Source organism: Rhodoferax sp. MLSD5-FHT05B10 (assembly GCF_058793415.1).
In genome coordinates this window covers 1-21,863 of record NZ_JBXAFT010000004.1, presented here as the reverse complement: position 1 = coordinate 21,863, position 21,863 = coordinate 1, and the positions used below count along the sequence as shown (strand labels likewise).

At 65.9% G+C, this 21,863-nt stretch carries 20 protein-coding genes, 1 other RNA gene and 2 pseudogenes; 6 read left to right on the top strand and 17 right to left on the bottom strand.

Annotated elements, in window-relative coordinates:
* Positions 1-2: 2 nt before the first annotated feature.
* From AC1Q5W_RS07310 to dksA, 10 genes are all read right to left on the bottom strand, one after another.
* Entirely contained in the window at positions 3-1,412 is a 1,410-nt protein-coding gene (locus AC1Q5W_RS07310; protein ID WP_492646132.1) for a UDP-N-acetylmuramoyl-tripeptide--D-alanyl-D-alanine ligase, read from the bottom strand.
* Between the two features lie 5 nt (positions 1,413-1,417).
* On the bottom strand, positions 1,418-2,947 hold the full coding sequence (locus AC1Q5W_RS07305) for a UDP-N-acetylmuramoyl-L-alanyl-D-glutamate--2,6-diaminopimelate ligase (protein WP_492644178.1): 1,530 nt from the start codon (positions 2,945-2,947) through the stop codon (positions 1,418-1,420).
* A complete protein-coding gene (locus AC1Q5W_RS07300; protein WP_492644179.1) occupies positions 2,947-4,689 on the bottom strand; it encodes a peptidoglycan D,D-transpeptidase FtsI family protein in 1,743 nt (580 codons plus the stop codon). The genes AC1Q5W_RS07305 and AC1Q5W_RS07300 overlap by 1 nt, the downstream gene beginning before the upstream one ends.
* Positions 4,686-5,018 (bottom strand): cell division protein FtsL, encoded by a 333-nt coding sequence (gene ftsL, locus AC1Q5W_RS07295; protein WP_492644180.1) that lies wholly within the window; start codon positions 5,016-5,018, stop codon positions 4,686-4,688. The genes AC1Q5W_RS07300 and ftsL overlap by 4 nt, the downstream gene beginning before the upstream one ends.
* The gene (gene rsmH, locus AC1Q5W_RS07290) at positions 5,015-5,950 is read right to left on the bottom strand and encodes a 16S rRNA (cytosine(1402)-N(4))-methyltransferase RsmH (protein WP_492644181.1); all 936 of its coding nucleotides are present in this window, start codon (positions 5,948-5,950) and stop codon (positions 5,015-5,017) included. Before rsmH ends, ftsL begins: the two co-directional genes overlap by 4 nt.
* A 9-nt stretch (positions 5,951-5,959) precedes the next feature.
* On the bottom strand, positions 5,960-6,388 hold the full coding sequence (gene mraZ, locus AC1Q5W_RS07285; RefSeq protein WP_094482051.1) for a division/cell wall cluster transcriptional repressor MraZ: 429 nt from the start codon (positions 6,386-6,388) through the stop codon (positions 5,960-5,962).
* A 260-nt stretch (positions 6,389-6,648) separates the two neighbouring features.
* Positions 6,649-7,974 (bottom strand): ATP-dependent protease ATPase subunit HslU, encoded by a 1,326-nt coding sequence (gene hslU / locus AC1Q5W_RS07280; protein ID WP_492644182.1) that lies wholly within the window; start codon positions 7,972-7,974, stop codon positions 6,649-6,651.
* Positions 7,975-7,982: 8 nt separating this feature from the next.
* A complete protein-coding gene (gene hslV / locus AC1Q5W_RS07275; RefSeq protein ID WP_492644183.1) occupies positions 7,983-8,531 on the bottom strand; it encodes an ATP-dependent protease subunit HslV in 549 nt (182 codons plus the stop codon).
* Positions 8,532-8,606: 75 nt separating this feature from the next.
* Entirely contained in the window at positions 8,607-10,433 is a 1,827-nt protein-coding gene (locus AC1Q5W_RS07270) for an STAS domain-containing protein (protein ID WP_492644184.1), read from the bottom strand.
* A 43-nt stretch (positions 10,434-10,476) separates the two neighbouring features.
* On the bottom strand, positions 10,477-11,223 hold the full coding sequence (gene dksA / locus AC1Q5W_RS07265) for an RNA polymerase-binding protein DksA (RefSeq protein ID WP_492646133.1): 747 nt from the start codon (positions 11,221-11,223) through the stop codon (positions 10,477-10,479).
* Here dksA and AC1Q5W_RS07260 point away from each other — a divergent pair.
* The gene (locus AC1Q5W_RS07260; protein WP_492646195.1) at positions 11,144-11,665 is read left to right on the top strand and encodes a hypothetical protein; all 522 of its coding nucleotides are present in this window, start codon (positions 11,144-11,146) and stop codon (positions 11,663-11,665) included. The two genes, dksA and AC1Q5W_RS07260, sit on opposite strands and share 80 nt — an antisense overlap.
* 129 nt (positions 11,666-11,794) lie before the next feature.
* Here AC1Q5W_RS07260 and AC1Q5W_RS07255 read toward each other — a convergent pair whose 3' ends face one another.
* The 5 genes from AC1Q5W_RS07255 to dapF all read right to left on the bottom strand — a co-directional run bounded on the left by AC1Q5W_RS07255 (position 11,795) and on the right by dapF (position 16,654).
* On the bottom strand, positions 11,795-12,856 hold the full coding sequence (locus AC1Q5W_RS07255; RefSeq protein ID WP_492644185.1) for a CobW family GTP-binding protein: 1,062 nt from the start codon (positions 12,854-12,856) through the stop codon (positions 11,795-11,797).
* Between the two features lie 81 nt (positions 12,857-12,937).
* On the bottom strand, positions 12,938-14,119 hold the full coding sequence (locus tag AC1Q5W_RS07250; RefSeq protein WP_492644186.1) for a class I SAM-dependent rRNA methyltransferase: 1,182 nt from the start codon (positions 14,117-14,119) through the stop codon (positions 12,938-12,940).
* Positions 14,120-14,149: 30 nt separating this feature from the next.
* Complete coding sequence (locus AC1Q5W_RS07245) at positions 14,150-15,091, bottom strand: tyrosine recombinase XerC (protein WP_492644187.1); 942 nt, start codon at positions 15,089-15,091, stop codon at positions 14,150-14,152.
* Positions 15,092-15,095: 4 nt separating this feature from the next.
* Entirely contained in the window at positions 15,096-15,782 is a 687-nt protein-coding gene (locus AC1Q5W_RS07240; protein WP_492644188.1) for a DUF484 family protein, read from the bottom strand.
* Positions 15,779-16,654: a diaminopimelate epimerase gene (gene dapF / locus AC1Q5W_RS07235; RefSeq protein WP_492644189.1), complete on the bottom strand. Its 876-nt coding sequence runs from the start codon at positions 16,652-16,654 to the stop codon at positions 15,779-15,781. The genes AC1Q5W_RS07240 and dapF overlap by 4 nt, the downstream gene beginning before the upstream one ends.
* 152 nt (positions 16,655-16,806) lie before the next feature.
* Here dapF and AC1Q5W_RS07230 point away from each other — a divergent pair.
* The 3 genes and pseudogenes from AC1Q5W_RS07230 to AC1Q5W_RS07220 all read left to right on the top strand — a co-directional run.
* Positions 16,807-17,787 (top strand): annotated as a pseudogene (locus AC1Q5W_RS07230) (MBL fold metallo-hydrolase); the annotation flags it as partial.
* A complete protein-coding gene (locus AC1Q5W_RS07225) occupies positions 17,787-18,608 on the top strand; it encodes an SIR2 family NAD-dependent protein deacylase (protein WP_492644190.1) in 822 nt (273 codons plus the stop codon). The pseudogene AC1Q5W_RS07230 and the gene AC1Q5W_RS07225, both read left to right, overlap by 1 nt.
* Positions 18,609-18,639: 31 nt before the next feature.
* Positions 18,640-19,614: an RNA pseudouridine synthase gene (locus AC1Q5W_RS07220; protein ID WP_492644191.1), complete on the top strand. Its 975-nt coding sequence runs from the start codon at positions 18,640-18,642 to the stop codon at positions 19,612-19,614.
* Here AC1Q5W_RS07220 and AC1Q5W_RS07215 read toward each other — a convergent pair.
* A complete protein-coding gene (locus tag AC1Q5W_RS07215) occupies positions 19,611-20,039 on the bottom strand; it encodes a CBS domain-containing protein (protein ID WP_492644192.1) in 429 nt (142 codons plus the stop codon). The genes AC1Q5W_RS07220 and AC1Q5W_RS07215 overlap by 4 nt on opposite strands.
* 49 nt (positions 20,040-20,088) lie before the next feature.
* Positions 20,089-20,434, bottom strand: an RNA gene (rnpB, locus tag AC1Q5W_RS07210) — RNase P RNA component class A.
* Positions 20,435-20,542: 108 nt separating this feature from the next.
* Between rnpB and cysK the strand changes: the two genes are divergently transcribed.
* Entirely contained in the window at positions 20,543-21,460 is a 918-nt protein-coding gene (gene cysK, locus AC1Q5W_RS07205) for a cysteine synthase A (RefSeq protein WP_492644193.1), read from the top strand.
* Positions 21,461-21,474: 14 nt separating this feature from the next.
* A pseudogene (locus AC1Q5W_RS07200) lies at positions 21,475-21,863 on the top strand (bifunctional Delta(1)-pyrroline-2-carboxylate/Delta(1)-piperideine-2-carboxylate reductase); the annotation flags it as partial.

Below are 21,863 nucleotides of genomic sequence, written 5' to 3'. Positions count from 1 at the left end.
AATCAGTGGGCATGGCGGGACTCCTGCGACGCGGGAACGCTGGACACGATGGCTTCCACGACCCGCTCCATGCGCATGAACCGGGAACCTTTGACCAGCACGCTGCCCACGCCGGGCAGGGCAGCCAGCACGGCGGCGTTCAGGTCTTCGATCGAATCGCAATGGCGTGCACCCGCGCAGGCCTGGGCGGCGCTCTGCGCCAGAACCCCCAGCGTCAACATTTTTTCAATGCCTGCGGACTGGGCATAGCGGCCGGCTTCGGCATGGAATTGCGGGCCTTCCTGCCCGACCTCCCCCATGTCGCCCAGCACCAGCAGACGCGGGCCGGGCAGGCCGGCCAGCACGTCAATGGCGGCGCGCACGGAGTCCGGGTTGGCGTTGTAGGTGTCATCCACCAGCGTGCAGACACGGCCCTGCACCTCCACGGCCAGCGCGCGCGAGCGGCCCTTGACGGGCACGAAGGCTTCCAAGCCGCGGGTCACCGCATCAGGCGGCACACCGGCAGCCAGGGCGCAGGCCGCGGCGGCCAATGAATTCTTGACGTTGTGCTTGCCGGCAATGGCCAGGCGGTAGTGCAGGTCGGCCTCCAGCCCGCGCGCGTGGACCCGCCAGGCGCCGTCCACCCATTGCGCATCCACACAGCCAATGTCCTGGGGTTGCTGTGCCGGTGCCAGGGCAAACCGTGCCACGCGGCGCGGGCCAGCCAGGTTCTGCCACAGGGCCGTGTAGGTGTCGTCCGAAGGAAAGACCGCCACGCCCTGGGCGCCCAGGGCCGTGATGACCGAGCCGTTCTCCTGCGCCACGGCCTGCACCGTCTGCATGAACTCCAGGTGCTCCCGCTGCGCATTGTTGACCAGCGCAACCGTGGGTTGCGCCATGCCCGCCAGGGTCGCAATCTCGCCCGCATGGTTCATGCCGAGCTCGACCACGGCGATCCGGTGGTGCGCCCGCAAGCGCAGCAGTGTCAGGGGCACACCGATGTCGTTGTTCAGGTTGCCGCGTGTTGCCAGCGCGCCGTCCTGCGGCTGGAAGGCCGCCAGGATGGACGCCAGCATCTGGGTCACCGTGGTCTTGCCGTTGCTGCCGGTCACGGCAATCAGGGGCAGGGAGAACTGCGCGCGCCAGGCGGCCGCCAGTTCACCCAGCGCCACCCGGGTGTCCGCCACCTCGATGCACGGCAGCCCCGGCACCCGCTGGCTGGCGCCGGCGTGGCACAGCACTGCGGCTGCGCCCCGCTGTTGCGCCTCCTGCAGGAAATCGTTCGCATCGTAGCGCTCGCCCTTGAGCGCCACGAACAGGTCGCCGGGCTCTATCGTACGGGTATCGGTGTGCACCCGCACCACCGGCGTCGCACCTTCGCCAACAAGACGGGCACCGCGCAGCCACTGCGCTGCCTGGGCAAGGGACATCATGGGCTTCATGGCTGCACCTCCGGCCCGCGCTGGCGCCGCTGGCGCAGGGCCTGCTCGGCGTGGCTGCGATCGGAAAAGGGATACTTGACGCCCGCAATCTCCTGCGTGTCCTCATGTCCTTTGCCGGCCAGCAGGATGACGTCCTGCGCCTGCGCCCGCGCCACGGCGTCCGCAATGGCAAGCGCCCGGTCTACCTGCACTTCCACGGCGTGGTCCTGCGGCAGCCCCAGCAGAATCTGCGCCAGGATGATTTCCGGCTTCTCGCTGCGGGGGTTGTCGCTGGTCACCACCACCTGGTCCGCATTCTGTGCAGCAATGGCGCCCATCAGAGGGCGCTTGGAGGCATCACGGTCACCACCGCAGCCAAACACGCACCACAGGCGGCCGCCACGTTGCGCCGCGAGCGGCCGCAAGGCCGCCAGGGCATGACCCAGCGCGTCCGGGGTATGGGCGTAGTCCACGGCCACCAACGGCTCGCCGGCTTCCCCCAGGCACTCCATGCGGCCCGGTACGGGATGCAGGGCCGCGCAGGCCTGCACGGCGGCGGCCAGCGGCACGCCCAGGCTGCGCATGGCCGCCAGCACCCCCAGCAGATTGGAAACGTTGTAGGTCCCGATCATGCGCGTGTGCAGCACCTCGGTGTGCTCTCCCTCCACCACGTCAAAGCGCAGGCCCTGCGCGTCGTATGCGATGTGGCGCGCCTGCAGACGAGCCGGGCGCTGGCAGGAAACGGTCCATATATCCAGCGCGGTGCCCGCCAGCGATTGCGCCAGCTCCAGCCCCCGGACGTCGTCCAGGTTGACCACGGCGCTGGCCAGGCCCGTCCAGGCGAACAGCTGGCATTTGGCTTGCCAGTAGGCCTCCATGGTGCCGTGGTAATCCAGATGGTCCTGCGTCAAATTGGTGAACACTGCAACGCGGATCTGCGTGCCATCCAGCCGGCGCTCTGCGACACCGATGGAGGACGCCTCCATGGCACAGGCCCGCAGTCCGTCGTCCACGAACTGGCGCAAGGTTCGCTGCAGCAGCACCGGGTCCGGCGTGGTCAGGCCGGTGGAGATGACGGCCGCATCCTTCGCATCCTGGTCCGCGGCCGGCGGACGCCCCACACCCAGGGTACCGATCACCCCGCATGGCAGGGCCTGCGCCGCCGGCAAGGCCGACAAAGCCTGTGCCAGCCACCAGGCCGTGGAGGTCTTGCCGTTCGTTCCCGTGACCGCCACCACGGCCAACTGGCGGGAGGGGTGCGCAAAGAACTCGGCGGCAATGGCTCCGGTGTCGGATTTGAGGCCGGCATAGCTGCCAATGCGTTCATCGGTCAGGCCAAAGGGGGCCAGACCGTCACTTTCCACCAGGCAGGCCGCCGCCCCCCGCTGCAGGGCTCCGGCCACGAACTGGCGCGCATCCACCGCGGCACCCGGCCAGGCAATGAAGCCGTCGCCCGGCGCCAGCTGGCGGCTGTCGGAGCGCAAGGTGCCCGTGACGCGCTGGCGCAACCATTGCGCGGCCTGGGCGGGCGTTTGGAGCAGCACCATCAGAAGCTCTCCTCCACAACCTGCGAGACGATCTGCGGTCGCACGGCCATGTCGGGCTGCACACCCAGAATGCGCAAGGTCTGCTGCACGGTTTCACTGAAAACCGGCGCTGCCACATCCCCGCCAAAGTACTTGCCGGCGCTGGGCTCATCGATCATCACGGCCACCACAATGCGGGGGCTGTCAATCGGGGCCATGCCCACAAACCAGCCGCGGTACTTGCGGTTCTTGTCGCTTCCATAACCCTTACCGATTTGCTTGTAGGCGGTACCCGATTTGCCACCGACCGAATAGCCAATGGTCTGCGCCTTTTGCCCGGTACCCCCGGGGCCTGCCGCCATTTGCAGCATCTTGCGCACCTGTCGGGCGGTGCGCGCCGACAGCACCGGGACCCCCACGGCGGGTTCGGTATTGCGCAGCAGCGTGGCCGGAATGATCTCGCCATCGTGCGAGAACACGGTGTAGGAACGGGCCATCTGGAACAACGAAGCTGACAGGCCGTAGCCGTACGACATAGTGGCCTGCTCGATGGGCCGCCAGGTCTTGTAGGGGCGCAGCCGGCCCGACACCACGCCGGGGAAACTGATCTGGGGCTTTTGCCCGAAACCGGCCTGGGTGAACAGCTCCCACATTTCGCGCGGCTGCATCTGCATGGCGATCTTGGTCGTGCCCACGTTGCTCGACTTCTGGATCACCCCCTCCACCGTCAACACGCCGTTGGGGTGGGAGTCGGAAATGGTGGAACCGGTGATGGTGAGATGGCCGTTGCCGGTGTCGATGATGGTGTTGGGCGTGACACGCCCAGTCTCCAGCCCCAGCCCGATGGTGAAGGGTTTCATCACGGAACCGGGCTCGAAGGTATCGGTCAATGCCCGGTTGCGCAGCTGCTCACCGCTGAGGTTGCGCCGCTTGCTGGGGTTGTAGCTGGGGTAGTTGGTCAGCGCCAGGACTTCGCCACTGATGGCGTCGAGCACCACCACGCTGCCGGCCTTGGCCTTGTTGTCGAGCACGGCTTCGCGCAATTTCTGGTAGGCGAAGAACTGCACCTTGCTGTCGATGCTGAGCTGAAGGTCCTTGCCTTCCACCGGAGGAATCTGGTCGCCCACGTCTTCCACCACGCGGCCCAGGCGGTCCTTGATCACGCGGCGCGATCCGTTGCGTCCGGCCAGCTCCTTGTTGAAGGCCAGCTCCACCCCCTCCTGCCCGTGGTCTTCCACGTTGGTGAAGCCCACGACGTGCACCGCGGACTCGCCCTCTGGGTACTCGCGCCGGTATTCCTTGCGCTGGTAAATGCCCTTGATATTGAGCGCTGCAATCTGGCGTGCCACCGACTCGTCCACCTGGCGCTTCAGCCACACGAAGGTCTTGTCTTCGTTCTCCAGCTTCCGGGACAACTCGCCAGCGGGCATCTCCAGCAACCGGGCCAGGCTTTGCAGCTGGGCCTTGTCGATGTCCACGTCTTCCGGAATCGCCCAGATGCTGGGCGAAGGCACGCTGGACGCCAGGATCAGACCGTTGCGATCAAGGATGCGCCCCCGGTTGGCCGGCAGCTCCAGAGTGCGCGCAAACCGCACCTCACCCTGGCGCTGGAAAAAATCATTGCCCAGCACCTGGATATAGGCGGCGCGCGCCGCCAGACCGCAGAATGCAAAGGCGATGGCCCCAACGACAAACTTGCTGCGCCAGACCGGAGTGCGGCTGGCCAGCAAGGGGCTGGAGGTGTATTGGATGCTGCGGCTCACGGGCTGGCCCCCCTGGCCACGGCGTCTCCCGACGGGACCGGCGGCGCCGCCTGGGACGCAGGCGGCGCGGAATACGTCACGTAGGTGGTGATACCCGGCGTGGCCTGGCGCATTTCCAGCTTCTCGCGCGCCAGCCGCTCCACGCGTGCCGGCGTGGCCTGGGCCCGCTTTTCCACCTGCAGACGCTCACGCTCCACATCCAGGCGCCGGGCCTCGGTGTGGGCCTTGTCCAGTTCCGCAAACAAGCGACGCGATTCGTACTGGACATTGACCAGATAGAAGGCGCTGGCCAGCACGGCCAGCAGCAGCACCAGGTTGAGGCGGATCATGCCGTGGTCCTCTGCGCCACACGCATGATGGCGCTGCGGGAACGGGCATTGCCGTCCACTTCATCCGCGCTGGGCTTGATGCGATCCAGGGCCTTGAGCTTCATGACCTTGGGCAGGGCAAACGGCGCCCGCCGGTCGTACGCATCGCGCGAGTGCTTGGCAATGAACTGCTTGACGATCCGGTCCTCCAGCGAATGGAAGCTGATGACGACAAGGCGCCCGCCGGGCTGCAGCACATCCAGACTGGTTTCTAGCGCTTGTTGCAGCTCTTCAAGCTCGGCGTTGATGAAAATCCGAAAAGCCTGAAATGTGCGCGTTGCAGGGTTCTGGCCCGGCTCGCGGGTTTTGACCGTGTCAGCCACGAGCTGGGCCAGCTCAGTGGTGGTTGAAATTGGGCCCCGTTCCTGTCGGCGAGCAACAATCGCCTTTGCAATGGGGCCAGCAAACCGTTCTTCACCATATTCACGTATCACCTCCGCGATCTGATCTGTCTCGGCCGTCGCCAGCCACTGGGCCACACTCTCCCCCTGCGTGGTATCCATCCGCATGTCCAGCGGACCTTCGAAACGGAAACTGAAACCCCGCACCGGGTTGTCGATCTGGGGCGAACTCACGCCCAGATCCATCAGCACGCCGGCCACGCTGTTGCCGGGCAGTTCGTTGAGGTGCGAAAACGATGCGTGGCGGATGGAGAACCGTTCGTCGTCAATGGCATTGGCCACGGCGACGGCATCCGGGTCCCGGTCAAAGGCAATCAGACGCCCCAGGGGCGACAGACGGGAGAGGATGAGACGGGAATGTCCGCCGCGGCCAAACGTGGCGTCGACATAAGTGCCGTCCGCAGCAGAGTGCTCGGCGTCCGGCTCATTGTTGAACAACGCATCGACAGCTTCGTTCAACAATACGGTGGAGTGGGTCCATGGAGTTTCCACCGCCGCGTCCTAAAAGGAAAAGTCCTTGAAGACATCGGGCATTTCGCCCTGCATGGCCTTCGCTTCCTGGGCATCGTAGGTGGCCTTGTCCCACAGCTCGAAGTGGTTCCCCATGCCCAGCAGCATGGTGTCTTTGGCAATGCCGGCGGCCTCGCGCAACTCCGGGGAGACCAGCACGCGCCCCGTGGCATCCATTTCCACATCCATGGCATTGCCGAGAAAAATGCGCTTCCACCACTGGGCCGACATCGGCAGTGCGGCAATGCGCTCGCGGAACTTTTCCCACTCGGGGCGCGGAAACACCATGAGACAGCCGTGCGGGTGTTTGGTGATGGTGAGTTGACCGGCGGCAGTGGCGCTCAGGACGTCACGGTGCCGGGTCGGCACACTAAGCCTTCCCTTCGCATCGAGACTGAGAGACGAAGCCCCTTGAAACACCGCAGACCACCCTTTTTTTGCACGTCCACATGAAAAGGCCTACGCAGAGACACTTTTCACCACTAAATTGCACTTTTTTGCACTGTATCAGCAAATGTGCAGCTTGCAAGGGGGCTTGCGAGAAATTTTTCCAATGAAATCAAGGACTTAGAGACGATTCTGAAGTCAAATGGACAGCAAAAAACGTTCTAAATTAAGCACTTAGCGCCGGCAATGAAAGTAACGCTTGAAGCACGTCAGGCGCCCTGGCCGGCACGCGTTTACAAAATGTAACGGGAGAGATCCTCGTTCTGGCTGAGTTCCCCCAGCCGCGCATCCACATACGGCGCGTCGATCCGCACGGTTTGGCCCGCCAGCGCGGCGGCATCAAAACTCACGTCGTCGAGCAGCCGCTCCATGACGGTGGCCAGACGGCGCGCACCAATGTTCTCGGTGCGCTCATTGACTTCGAATGCAATCTGCGCCAACCGCGTGATGCCGTCCGGAGTGAACTCCAGGGTCACCTGTTCGGTGGCCAGCAAGGCCTGGTACTGTTTGACCAGCGAGGCGTGGGTCTGCATCAGGATGGCTTCGAAGTCATCCACCGACAGCGACTGCAACTCCACCCGGATGGGAAAGCGCCCCTGCAACTCGGGAATCAGGTCGCTGGGCTTGCTCAGGTGAAAGGCGCCCGAGGCGACAAACAGGATGTGGTCCGTCTTGACGACGCCGTATTTGGTGGACACCGTCGTTCCTTCCACCAGGGGCAGCAGATCGCGCTGAACGCCCTGGCGGGACACCTCGGCACCACTGCCCTCGCTGCGCGAGGTGACCTTGTCAATTTCGTCGATGAAGACAATGCCGTTTTGCTCCAGCAGATGCAGCGCCTGGGTCTTGATGTCGTCTTCATTCACCAGCTTGGCGGCTTCCTCGTCGACCAGCAACTTGTGCGCCTCGCTGATCTTCAGCTTGCGCGTCTGCTTCTTCTGCTGTCCCAGCTGGCCAAACATGCCCCGCAGCTGCTCCGTCATCTCTTCCATGCCGGGCGGACCCATGACCTCCAGCTGGGGCATGGCCTGCGCCACATCGATCTCGATTTCGCGCTCGGCCAGCTGACCTTCCCGCAATTTCTTGCGAAAGGTCTGGCGCGCGGTGCTCTCCGGCGTATCGGTGGCGGATGTGACACCGAACTCGGTGCGGGGCGGCGGGATCAGAATGTCCAGAATGCGGTCCTCGGCCGCATCTTCCGCGCGGGCACGCACTTTCTTCTTTTCGGCCTCACGCGTCTGCTTGACTGCGATGTCGGCCAGGTCCCGGATGATGGCATCCACATCCTTGCCGACATACCCCACCTCGGTGAACTTGGTGGCCTCCACCTTGATGAACGGCGCATCGGCCAGGCGGGCCAGGCGGCGGGCAATCTCGGTTTTTCCGACGCCGGTGGGGCCGATCATCAGAATATTCTTGGGTGTGATTTCCGCCCGCAAGCCGACCTCGACCTGCTGGCGGCGCCAGCGGTTGCGCAGGGCGATGGCCACCGCCCGCTTGGCCTGGCTTTGGCCCACGATGTGTTTGTCGAGCTCGGCGACGATATCCTGCGGTGTCATGTCGGTGTTCAATCCAGTGTTTCGATCGTGTGCTGCATGTTGGTGTAGATGCACAACTCACCCGCAATTTCCAGCGAGCGCTTGACGACATCGGCCGCCGTCAGCTCCGTGTGGTTGAGCAGGGCCACGGCCGCCGCCTGCGCGTACGCGCCGCCCGATCCGATGGTGACAATGCCATTTTCCGGCTCCAGCACATCTCCGTTGCCGGTGATGATGAGGGACGCGTCACGGTCCGCCACGGCCAGCATGGCTTCCAGGCGGCGCAGTACTCGGTCGGTGCGCCAGTCCTTGGTCAACTCGATGGCGGCACGCACCAAGTGGCCCTGGTGCTTCTCCAGCTTGGCTTCAAAGCGCTCAAACAGGGTGAAGGCGTCCGCCGTCGCACCGGCAAAACCTGCCAGCACCTTGCCGTGGTGAAGCTTGCGCACCTTGCGGGCCGTGCCCTTGACCACAATATTGCCCAGGGTCACCTGGCCGTCGCCGCCGATGGCCACCGAATACCCCTGCGGGGTTTTACGACGCACGCTGATGATGGTCGTGCCGTGAAATGCATCCATAAGTTCCTAGGTTCGGGCAGATTCCCGAAATACAAGAGTCATATACCGCGTTGCCATCGGCAAAAATCCGTGCAACTACAGGGACCGTGGGACCACCCGTGCGTGCTCACTGATGCCGATGACGTTGAAAAAGGCCGCCACCAGCCGGTGCACATCGCGGAACTGGACATGGCACCCCTCCGACTGGCGCATGGCCACCCAGTTGAGTATGCTGCCCGCCGCAGAAAAGTCCACACGAACCAGTTCGTCGCAGGCCACGATGATGCGGTCCCCCGGGCGGCGCCCCCCCTCGTCCAAGCCGGCCAGCGCTTGCGTGGCATCTCCCTGCACCAGGCCCCGCAGCTTGCGGGTGCTGGCCGTACCGGCCTCCAGCCCCATGGGGGCCGTCGGCTCCAGGTTGAAGCCGGTTCCCCAATCCCCTGTCTCGACGCGCATGGGCGCGGTATTGACTGCGGCCACATCGGCAAACTGGCAGCGGGCTTTTTCCCACGCCGGTGGCGACACTTCATAGGTCACACAGTAGTCCAGCGCCACCAGCTCGAATTCGTCCTGCAGCTGCATGGTGCGCAGCACGTTCAGGCGGACCGCCCACCAGGCAGGTGGCACGCTGCGGTCGCCGGAGGGCATCATCGCGCGCAAGGCCTGCACCAGACGGTCCATGCCGCTGAAACGCAGAACCACCGGCTCGTCGCACAGGCTGCTGAAGAGGCCCGCCAGCAAGGGCATGGCGCCCGGCGTGATGCGCACCAGCCGCGACCAGCCGAGATGCCACGGCATGGGGTTGGCCGCCATGGCCTCGCGCAGGTTCTCCATGGCCTGCGCCGTCAGTTCCGAAGGGCTTTCCCAAATGGCATCGCTGTCCGGATAGGAAGCCGCAGCGGCAACACCCACCGCCGGCACCGGCGGCGCCACGCCCCCGTCCGCGCCGCGCGCATCACCAATGGGCGCCCAGACCGGAACCACATTGTCGAAATAAATCGCAAACTCCTTCACGGCCCGGTCAAACCCGGCGTGGTTGTGGGTGGCGCGGTACAGGTCCAGCAAGGCCGCCGCCCAGGAGAACGCAGCGTCTGGCAGGGCGATGTCGCCCCGCAATGCGTCCAGCAGGCCGTTTTCGGCGCCGGCATCGTCCCCATTGGCAAAGCGGATCGCTGCTTCTTCCAGATCCGGATCGGTCGCCATACTGTCGGAGGTCTCCATGGCAAACAGCCCGGAGGTGGAAAAATCCGACGGTGACGGCGCGAAACCCGCCCCCGGCACGCTGGCCGCTGGCAACGCGGCGGCCGCCGGCACGGACCCGCGCGTCAGCGGCACATGGGTTGACACCGGAGGGGGCATGCCGGCCCCCATCTGGGTGGGCACAAACTCCGCGGAACCCGATTGCGAGCCGGAGAACCCCAGATTCGACGGCATGGTGGCAGAGTAGCTCTGCGAGCCGGCCGAGGACAGCGTCGTGGGGTCCGGGGGAACGGTTTGCAGGAGGAAGTCAATGGGCGGCTGGCCGTCGGCGACCAGGCCCGCGTTCTGGGTGGTGGCGGCTGCTTCCTGCTTGCCTTTCCACCACTGCCGGGACATCTGGGCCTCGATCTCATCGATTTTCTTCAGCGTCACGGCGCGCCCGTCCTGGTCGGTGGTCAGGCTGGACTGGAACACCGATGGCCGTGCCACGCCGCTCACGGCAGCCGCATCGCGGCTGCGCAACTTGCGCAGCTGGTCAAACTCCCGCTTGCGGACAAAATCGTTTTGCCGCTTGCGCTCAATCATTGCCTTGAGCGCCTGCTTGTCGTAGCCGCTTTCCTGCTCAGGCTCAAGCCGTTCCAACTCCGACCAGTCCTTGGTCGGGTTGCGAACAAACATCGCCATCTTCGACAGCAGACCCGGGCGATCGTCTTTGGTGGCCATGGAAACAGCTTACCAAATGTGCGCCGCAATTACACGCGCGAAATCAATCACCAAACATCTTCTGCTTCAGTTCGCGACGCTGCTGCGCCTCCAGGGACAGGGTCGCCGTGGGGCGCGCCAGCAACCGGCCCACACCAATGGCTTCGCCGGTTTCATCGCAGTAACCGTAGTCTCCGGCATCGATGCGTGCGATGGACTGTTCGATCTTCTTGAGCAGCTTGCGCTCGCGGTCGCGGGTGCGCAACTCCAGGGCATGCTCTTCTTCGATGGTGGCGCGGTCGGCCGGGTCCGGCACCACCGAGGTGTCCTCGCGCAGGTGTTCCGTGGTTTCGCCGGCATTGCTGAGGATGTCGCGCTTGAGACTCGCCAGCTTCAACCGGAACGCCGCCAGCTGAACTTCGTTCATGTACTCGGAGTCGGGCATGGCCATCAGTTCGGCATCCGTCAGCTCGGCAACCGGCTTGGTCTTCCAGTTGTTGGCGAGCTTGGGGTCTTTCTTGACCGCCGAGGGCAGCACCGGAACGATGACGGGCGACGGGCTCGACTGGCTGTAGCTGGCCTTGGCCGCGGTGGAGGCCACCGTCTGCGCCATGGACGGAACAGTCAACTGGGCCAGGCGCGACGAAGGCCGGCCGGCTTTGGCGGGAGCAGCTACCGGCGCAGGAGCGGCAGGCGCCGGCGACACTTTGGTAACGGGAGGGGACACAGACATGGGTTTCTTCTCTTTCGCTGCCGCAGCAGTGGGGGTCGGTTTGACCGGCGGCTTGACGGCCGGTTTTGCGACGGGAATGACAGGGGATTTGGCTTTGGCTTTGGCGGCCGGCTTGGCCACCACTTTGGTCGCCGATTTGGCGGCGGGCTTGGCCACCGGTTTGGCGACGGTTTTCTTCGCCGGCACCTTGGCAGCGGGCTTGGCCGCTGCCTTGCTTGCCGGTTGCGTTGTTTTTCCGGAAACTCCCTTGGATACAGTCTTGGCCACCACTTTGGTCACCGGTTTGGCGACGGTTTTCTTCGCCGGCACCTTGGCTACCGGCTTGGCCTTGACCACAGTCTTCGCCTTGGCAACCGGCTTGGCCGCCGGCTTCACCGTTTTGGCCGCAGGTTTGGCGCTCTTGACAGCAGGTTTTGCGGTCGGCTTGGCGGCCGCCTTGCTTTTGCTTGTTTTGGCCTTGCTGTCTTTTCCAGATTTAGCTATCACTTCTTGTCTCCTGGCAGGGCTGGCCTGCGCATGATCGGTGGGGGCTGCTGTTCCACCACGGGCCTTGGAAGGCTTCTTTGGTGGGGTTTCTCCGGCGCGCGAGTGTACAGGCTTCGCCTTGGGAAAACCTAACAGTTGCAAAAGCGAGACAATCATTTGGCGTTCAGACCAGCGATTGCTCCATGCCCTGCAACAAGATGTCCTGGGGCAGGTCAATGCCGATGAATACCATTTTGCTGCAGCGTGGCTCGCCTTCGGCCCATTGTGGCCCCAGATCGCTGCCCATCAACTGGTGCACGCCCTGGAAGATGACCTTGCGGTCCGTCCCCTTCATGTTCAGCACACCCTTGTAGCGCAGCATGCGCGGGCCATAGATATTGACGATGGCGCCCAGGAAGTCCTCCAGCTTGGCCGGATCAAACGGGCGCTCGGACCTGAACACGAAGCTCTTGACGTCGTCGTCGTGGTGATGGTGGTGGCCGCCTCCGTGCGCATGGGACGGGTGGTTGCAGTGCTCACCGTGCACATGGTCGTGGTGGGCGTGGTCATGCCCGTGGTCGTGCGCCGCTTCCTGGAGAAAGTCGGGGTCGATGTCCAGCTTGGCGTTGAGGTTGAAGCCGCGCAGGTCAAACACCTCGCCAAGTGCCACCTCGCCGAAGTGCACCGTTTTTTGCGGTGCCCGCGGGTTCATGTGCTTGAGGCGGTGCTGCAACGCGTCCAGTTCGTCGGCCGACACCAGTTCCGATTTGCTGATGAAGATCTGGTCGGCAAAGCCGACCTGGCGGCGCGCTTCCTGGCGGTCGTCGAGCTGCTGCGGGGCGTGCTTGGCATCCACCAGCGTCAGGATGGAGTCCAGCAGGAAGCTTTCGGCAATTTCGTCGTCCATGAAAAAGGTCTGCGCCACCGGACCGGGGTCGGCCAGGCCGGTGGTCTCGATCACCACGCGCTCAAAATCCAGCAGGCCCTTGCGTTTCTTGGCTGCCAGCAGCTGCAGCGTGGCGCGCAGGTCCTCGCGGATGGTGCAGCAGATGCAGCCATTGCTCATCTGGATGATCTGCTCGTTGGTGTCGCTCACCAAGATGTCGTTGTCGATGTTTTCCTCGCCGAACTCGTTCTCGATGACGGCGATTTTCTGGCCATGGGCTTCTTCCAGCACCCGCTTGAGCAGGGTGGTCTTGCCGGAACCGAGAAAGCCCGTGAGGATGGTGGCGGGGATAAGGCTCATTGTGGAATCCAAAATTCAGCAGGTGGGGAGTGTAGCGGTCTGCCAAGACCACGGCGCAATCCCGGTTTGCACCGGGTCCGGCTATTTGCGCATCACCACCAGTCCCTTGAGGTATTCACCTTCGGGAAAGGCAATCGTCATGGGGTGGTCCGGGGCGCCGCCCATGCGCTCGGTGATGAAGCCGTCCACCCCGGCGTCCGAGCCGGCACCGGCCACGATCTTGTGGAACAGGTCGGCGCTGATACCGCCCGAGCAGGAATAGGTAAACAGCACGCCGCCGGGCTCCAGCAGCTTCAGGGCCAGGCGGTTGATATCCTTGTAGGCGCGTGCCGCCCGCTCGGCATGCGCCACCGTGGGCGCAAATTTCGGCGGATCCAGCACGATGGCATCAAAAGTCTTGCCCTGGTCCAGGAACTGGCGCAGCGAGGCGTTCACATCGGCATCCAGGAAGGTGGCGCGGGCGGCGTCAAAGCCGTTCAGGGCCACATTGGCCGCCGCTTTTTCAATGGCCGGGCCGGAGGAGTCAATGGACGTGACGTGCGCCGCACCGCCGGCCAGCGCCGCCACCGTGAAGCCGCCGGTGTAGCAGTAGCAGTTGAGTACGCGCTGAAAGCCCAGGCGCCGGGTGTAGTCGGCGAACTTCTTGCGGCTGTCGCGCTGGTCCAGGTAAAAGCCGGTCTTGTGGCCTTCGGCAATGTTCAGGCCCAGCCGCCAGTCGTGCTCGTGCAGCACCAGGTCGGTGGGACCGTCGCCGCGCAGCCAGCCGGTGGCCTCGGCCAGGCCCTCCAGGGCGCGGCTGCTGGCATCGGAACGCTCATACAGCCGGGTCAAGCCGGTCTCGGCCAGCAGGGCATCGGCAATCACCCCTTTCCACTTCTCCACCCCGGCCGAGGTGAACTGCGCCACCAGCGTGTCGCCGTAGCGGTCCACGATCAGGCCGGGCAGACCGTCGGACTCGCCGTGCACCAGGCGCATGCCGTCACTTTGTATATCAAATCGGGCTCTGGCCTTTATGGAACGTGCGACAGCAGCTGCAAAAAAAGGAGCATCAATGCGCTGGCTTTCGTCAAAGCTCCAGGCCCGGGCACGGATCTTGGAGGCCGGGCTGAACGCCGCCCAGGCCAGGAACGCGCCGCTGTCGGACTCCACGCGCACGGTTTCGCCGCTGTCGCCACCGCCCTTGGCAATGGCAGATTCAAAAATCCAGGGGTGGCGGCGTTGCAGGGAGCGCTCTTTGCCGGCGCGCAGTCGAATGGTTTTCATAACGCGTGATTGTGCGCCTGCGCGCCCGGCCTACTCTTTCTTGCCGCCCTTGGCGTGCGCCCGGGGGTGCGCGGCGTCGTAGGCCTTGGCCAGGTGCTGAAAATCCAGCCGGGTGTAGACCTGCGTGGTGGTGATGTTGGCGTGACCCAACAGCTCCTGCACGGCGCGCAAATCGCCGCTGGACTGCAGCATGTGGCTGGCAAACGAGTGGCGCAGCATGTGGGGATGCACCGGCGTGGAGAGGCCCGCCTGCAGGCTGCGCCGCTTGAGCCGCTGCCAGACCGACTGCGGCGTCAGGCGCGTGCCGTTGCGGCCGGTGAACAGGGCACCGGCATCCGCCTGCGCCGCCGCATCCGGCCCGCGCAGCGCCAGCCAGCGCTCCAGCGCCTGCAGCGCCACGCTGCCCACCGGCACGGTGCGGCGCTTGGAGCCCTTGCCCAGCACATGCGCTTCGCAGGCCTGCAGATCGACCCAGCCGCGGGCGCGGGCGCTGGCCACCACGTCCAGCCCCACCAGCTCGCCCACGCGCAGGCCGCTGCCGTAGAGCAATTCCACCATGGCCGCGTCCCGGGCCTCCAGCCAGGGGGTGTCGGCACTGCGGAAATCGGCGAACTGCACCGCGTCGTCCACCCCCAGCGCCTTGGGCAGGGGCTTGGGGGCCTTGGGAGCGCGCACATCCTGCACCGGGTTGCTGGCCACCAGGCCCTGGCGCCCCAGCCAACGGTAAAACCCCCGCCAGCCCGACATGATGAGGGCAATGCCGCGGCCACTGCGGCCGCCGCTGTGCATCTGCGCCACCCAGCGGCGGATATGGGGGTTTTGCACCGCCGTCAGCGCCACCGGCACCTGGGCGGCGAAGGCCGCCAGCTTGTGCAGGTCCAGCGCGTACAGCGCTACCGTGCGCGCGGCCAGCCGCTTTTCGACGCGAACATACTCAAGGTAGCGCTCGACGAGCTGGGCGTCGGTCGACACCGCATTACCTCAGGCGTGACAGCGCGGCACTGGCCAGTTCGCCCATGCGGGCCAGGAAATCGGTGCCCATGCCGCTGTGGAAGCGCTGCGCGTCGGGCGACGCCAGCACCAGCATGCCGAACGCGGGTGCGGTGGCGCTGGGCGGGCTGCTGCGCAGCGGAATCAGGGCCAGCGACGTCACGGCGGCCGGGTCCGCCAGCCAGCCCACCGCCTCAAAGCCGGTATTCAAGCCGCAAAAGGGTTCCATGAGGGAAGAGGCGAACACCTTGGCGTCGTCGCTCACGCCCTGGGCTGCGGCCAGGTCGGCAAACGCCGGTGCCACGCCCCACAGGCGCAACCCCACCTGGGGCACGGCAAACTGCTGCTGGATTTCCTCGGCGATGGCCGCAGGCAGCGCCCGCAGATCGCTGGCCAGCAGCAGGCTGCGCGCCCAGCGCAGGATCTTGTCCGACAGCAGCACGTTGTCGTTGCCGTTGCGGATCATCTCCATGATGCGCTGCTCCAGCACCTTGATCTTTTCCCGCAACATTTCCGCCTGGCGTTCCTGCAGGCTCACGGCGCGGTGGCTGTGCGGGCTGGTGAACTGCACCGCCGCCAGCAGCTCGGCATGGCGCTGGAAGAAATCCGGCGTGATGCTCAGGTAGTTGGCAATGTCGTCTTCGGTGATGGGGTTGTTCAGTGATTGGTTCATAGGTCGTCCGGAATTTCAATTTCGCCCTGGAAAACGGTGGTGGCCGGGCCCGTCATAAGGACCGGCGCCGCGCCACCGGCCCACGCAATGCTCAGCACCCCGCCCAGGGTCTGCACTTCCACGGTGGTGTCCAGCAGACCCAGCCGGATGCCCGCCACCACGGCGGCGCAGGCGCCCGTGCCGCAAGCCAGCGTCTCGCCCGTGCCGCGCTCGTACACCCGCAGGCGGATATGGCTGCGGTCCAGCACCTGCATGAAGCCGGCGTTGACCCGCTGGGGGAAGCGCACATGCCGCTCGATCAGCGGCCCCTGGGCCTGCACAGGCGCGGTGTCCACGTCGTCCACCACCTGCACCGCGTGCGGGTTGCCCATGGACACCGTGGCGATGAAAACCGTCGTGGGAGGCGCCGTATCGGCCAGGGCCAGCGGCCAGACCCCCCAGGAACCCCGGGGCAGCAGCTGCAGGCCCGCGTCATCAAACGGAACCTGCTCGGGCGCGAACACGGGCGCGCCCATGTCCACGGTGACGCGGCCGTCCGCGGTCAGGCGCGGTTCGATCACGCCTTTCAGGGTCTGCACGCGCAGCACGTCTTTCTGCGTCAGGCCCTGGTCGCGCACAAAGCGCGCAAAGCAGCGTGCGCCGTTGCCGCACTGCTCCACCTCGCCGCCGTCGGCGTTGTGGATGGCGTATTCAAAATCGATGCCTTCGGCGGGCGACGGGCGCACACTCAGGATCTGGTCGGCCCCGACACCAAAGTGCCGGTCACCCAGAAAGCGGTACTGCGCCGCGGAGAGGCCCAGCCGGCCCCGCGTTTCGTCGAGCACGACGAAGTCGTTTCCCGCGCCCTGCATTTTGGTGAATCGGATTCGCATGCAGCGGATTATCTCTCCATGCCGGCCGTCGCCACCGCACTGGATATCCGGGCGCATTTGGCTGCACAATGCCCCGCATGGTACGACCCCATCAACACCTCCATTCGCATCCCGCTGGCACCGCGCACACCGCGGGCGAGGGCCCCGCCCAGCGCACCGCCCTGCTGGCCGGCATTGCCACCCGCGTGCTGCAGCACGACATGGCCTACGGCGAGTTGGCGCTGGTCAACCCCCACGGCCAGGAGCCCCACCACGCGCTGGACTGGCAGAGCGAACGCGCCGTGCCGCTGACGCGCAACGTGCAGCGCCTGACCGCGCCCAACCCCGGTTTCATGACCGGCCCCGGCACCAACAGCTACCTGGTGGGTGATGCACGCACCGGCTTCATCGCCATCGACCCCGGCCCGGCGGACGCCGACCACCTGCGCCGGCTGTGGCGCGCCGCCCTGCACCCGGACGGCAGCGGCGGCAACATCGTGCAGATTGTCTGCACCCACTCGCACCCCGACCACTCGCCCGGCGCCGCGCCGCTCCAAGCCCTGTGCGAGGGCCGCCCCCCCATCCTGGGCCTGCCCTCGGCGCCCACGGCGCGCGCCGCCAGCGCCTTCACGCCCGACCGGGTGCTACACAATCAGGAGCAGCTCACGCTGATTCCACGGGGGCCGGATGCCCATTTGGCACCCCGCCACACACTGCAGGCCATCCACACACCGGGCCACGCGGCCAACCACGTCTGCCTGCTGCTGGTGGAGGACGGCCTGCTGTTCTCGGGGGACCACATCCTCAACGGCAGCACCACGGTGATCGACCCGCCCGACGGCAACATGGCCGACTACCTGGACTCGCTGGATGTGCTGCTGGCGGCCTGCCAAGCGCACGACGTGCAGTTCATTCTTCCGGCCCACGGCCACGTGCTGGGCGGCTCGCTGGCCGCCGCCACGGGCGCCATCAGCCACCTGAAGGCGCACCGCCTGAAACGCGAGGCCAAGATCGCCGCCGTGGTCGCCGCCCACCCCGGTGGCACGGTGGACGACTGGCTACCCCTGGCCTACGACGACGTGGAACCCCGCGTCTGGCCAGTGGCCAAGCGTTCGCTGCTGGCGCACCTGGAACGTATCCAGAAGAACCGCTGATGCAGCCCACCCCGATCGCGCAGGCCGCCGAGCTGATCCAGCAGGCCGACGGCATGCTGATCGGCGCCGGTGCCGGCATGGGCGTGGACTCGGGCCTGCCCGACTTCCGCGGCACCGCAGGCTTCTGGCGGGCCTACCCGGCGCTGCAGCAGACCGGCATGGCCTTCACCGAAATCGCCAACCCGGCGGCATTTGCGCACGACCCGCGGCTGGCCTGGGGCTTCTACGGCCACCGCCTGGCCCTGTACCGCCGCACCGTGCCGCACGCCGGCTTTGCCCTGCTGCGCCACTGGGCGGCCAGCATGCCCCTGGGAGCACGGGTCTTCACCAGCAATGTGGACGGCCAGTTCCAGGCCGCCGGTTTTGCGCCGGCGCACGTCACGGAGTGCCACGGCAGCATCCACCACCTGCAATGCACCATGCCGTGCGGCCCACACGTCTGGCCCACCACGGACTTCCAGCCCGACGTGGATGAAACCCGTTGCCAGTTGCGCAACGCCTTGCCGACCTGCCCGCACTGCGGCGCCCTGGCCCGGCCACAAATCCTGATGTTTGGCGACGGGGCCTGGGTAGACGGCAGCGGCGCGGCGCGGGAGCACAACCTGGACCAGTGGCTGGAGCGTGCAGAGCGCCTGGTGGTGGTGGAACTGGGCGCCGGCACCGCCATCCCCAGCGTGCGCCAGCGCAGCCACCACGCCATGCAGCAGCACCACGCCCGCCTGATCCGCATCAACCCGCGCGAGGCCCACACGCCGCCCGGCCACGTGGGCCTGGCCATGGGCGCGCTGGAAGGTTTGTCGGCCATTGCCGCCCGGCTGTGAAAACGGTGCGGGCTGCACTACAGTACCCCCAATGACGAAATCTCCCGTACCCGGCACCCTGCGCCTGCCCAAAAAGCCGGCCAGGCCCACACCTGCCCCCCGGCCCGCCGCCACTCCTGCACCCACCGCACGGCCTGCCAGCCCCGGTGCAAAGCCGCGCCAGCGGCCCACCACCGCACTGCGCACCAAGCCGCCAGCCCCAGCCCAGGCGCCCCACCAACCGCCGCCCCTGCCAGATACCGGTGACCGCCTGGCCAAGCGCGTGGCGGCGCTGGTGCCCTGCTCGCGCAGCGAAGCCGAGCAGTACATCGAAGGCGGCTGGGTGCGCGTGGACGGCATGGTCGTCGAGGAACCGCAGTTCCGGGTGGATGCACAGACCGTGACCATCGACCCCAACGCCAGCCTGATCAGCCTGGAGTCCATCACCCTGGTGCTGCACAAGCCGGCCGACTGGGTGGACGGCACCGAAGAATCCCTGGCCAAGCTCAACCGTGCGGCGCGGCGCGGCAAGGTCCACGATGCGCGCACCCTGCTGACGCCAGCCAACCATCTGACCAACGATCCGTCCGGCATCCGCATGCTGCAGCGCCACTTCAAGCATCTGGAGGCCCTGGTGCCGCTGGAGACGGCCGCCAGCGGCCTGATCGTGTTCACGCAGGACTGGCGCGTGGCGCGCAAGCTGAACGACGACATGGCTTCCCTGGAGCACGAAGTGATCGTGGATGTGGCCGGCGAGGTGTCGGCGCAGACGCTGCACCTGCTCAACCGCACGCAGGACGCCGACCGCGACCTGCCGCTGACCAAGGTCAGCATCAACAGCAGCACGCCCGAGCGCAGCAAGCTGCGCTTTGCCATCAAGGGCGCGCACCGCGGCCTGATTGCCCACCTGTGCGCGCGCGCCCAGCTGGAGATTCTGGACATGCGCCGCATCCGGCTGGGGCGCGTGGCCCTGCGCGACCTGCCCGAGGGGCAGTGGCGCTATCTGGCGCCCCACGAGAAGTTCTAGCGGGTGATGTAGTTTTCCAGGTGGCTGATGGTCCGCTCATGGTCGGCAATGATGTCGTCCATGATGTCGCGAATGGAGATCATGCCCAGCACCCGGCTGCCGTCCACCACCGGCAAGTGGCGGATCTTCTTCTGGCTCATCAGGGCCATGCACTCGCGCGTGCGGGTTTGGGGTGACACCGTCTGCACCTGGGCGGTCATGATGTCCTTCACCAGCGTGTCCCGGGAGGCCTTGCCCGCCAGGGCAATCTTGCGGGTGTAGTCGCGTTCGGAAAACACACCCACCAGCCTGTCGCCGTCCATCACCAGCAGAGCCCCGACATCGCGATCGGCCAGGGTCCTGAGCGCATCGAACACGCTGTCGTTGGGGTGCAGGCTCCAGATGGCCCCGCCATGTTTTCTCAGCAGTTCAAGAATCGGTCGCATGGTGCCTCCTCTTTCAGCAGTGTGGAGACCTAACCATACAACAAAAAAAGTGTGAAGCCCACCGATAAGCCGGATTCTGTGCACGCAAGTTGCCCTGCGCGTGACCACCATTACTCTGGGCCGCTGGTCACCCAACGGCTCGATGCTACCTACCCGCACACTCCGGGGGCCCCGTCAACGTGTGCCTACTTGGTATTGCTGCGCGTAGAGATTGCCCGTTTCACCCGCACCAAAGCGGCTCGTCTCTGTTGCTCTGATCCTCACCTTAGGGCCCTGCACTTGCGTGCCGGGCTTGTCAGTGGACAGCCGTTAGCTGCTACGCTGCCCTATGCAGTCCGGACGTTCCTCCAGTGCCTGGTTTCCCAGATTGCACCAGCGGTGGTCTGGCGGGCTTCACAGGCGTGATTATCGCGGGTGTGGATAAGGTTATATCGAATTTGATAGAACAATTCATCCAGAATAAGGGCACAACCGGTCCTCTCACCCCCTCACACGGAGCTCCCATGAAAGCTGACAGCATTCTGCAAACCATTGGCAACACCCCGCACGTGCGCATCAACCGCCTGTTTGGCAGCACGCACCAGGTCTGGATCAAGTCCGAGCGCAGCAACCCCGGCGGCTCCATCAAGGACCGCATTGCCCTGTCCATGATCGAGGACGCGGAAAAGAGCGGCGCCCTGCAGCCCGGCGGCACCATCATCGAGCCCACCTCCGGCAACACCGGCGTCGGCCTGGCCATGGTGGCGGCCGTCAAGGGTTACAAGCTGGTTCTGGTCATGCCCGACAGCATGTCCATCGAGCGCCGCCGCCTGATGCTGGCCTACGGCGCCAGCTTCGACCTCACGCCCAAGGAAAAGGGCATGAAAGGCGCCATTGCCCGGGCCGAGGAACTCAAGGCCGCCACCCCCGGCGCCTGGATTCCCCAGCAGTTTGAAAACCCCGCCAACGCCGACGTGCACGCCCGCACCACGGCGCAGGAAATCCTGGCCGATTTCCCGGACGGACTGGACGTGATCATCACCGGCGTCGGCACGGGCGGGCACCTCTCGGGCGTGGCACGGGTGCTCAAGGCCAAATTCCCGCAGCTCAAGGTGTACGCCGTCGAGCCCACGCTCTCGCCCGTCATTTCCGGCGGCGCCCCTGGGCCCCACCCCATCCAGGGCCTGGGCGCCGGCTTCATTCCCAAGAACCTGGACACCAGCCTGCTCGACGGCGTGATCCAGGTCGACGCCGAACCGGCACGCGAATACGCTCGCCGTTCGGCGCGGGAAGAAGGCATCCTGGTGGGCATCTCCAGCGGTGCCACCCTCGCCGCCATCGCGCAGAAGCTGCCTGAACTGCCTGCCGGCAGCAAGGTGCTGGGCTTCAACTACGACACCGGCGAACGCTACCTGTCCGTGGAAGGCTTCCTGCCCGCCTGAGCCGCTGCCGCGCCATGCAGATCTGCAGTGCCGGGGAGACCCGCGCGGCCTTGCCCTTCGACCGCCTGATCGAGGCGCTCAAACGCCTGTTCGTCGAGGGCTGCGAGGTGCCGCTGCGGCACACCCACACGGTCACGGCCGCCGACGGCAGCCAGGGCACGGTGCTCATCATGCCGGCCTGGCGCGCCGACCGCTACCTGGGCATCAAGACGGTCAACATCTTTCCCGGCAACGCCGCACGTGGCCTGCCAGGCCTGTTTTCCACCTACGTGCTGTATGACGCACGCACCGGCGAGCCGCTGGCGCAACTGGACGGCGACGAGATCACCGCGCGCCGCACGGCGGCGGCTTCGGCGCTGGCGGCTTCCCGGCTCGCGCGGCCCGATGCGCGGCGCCTGCTGGT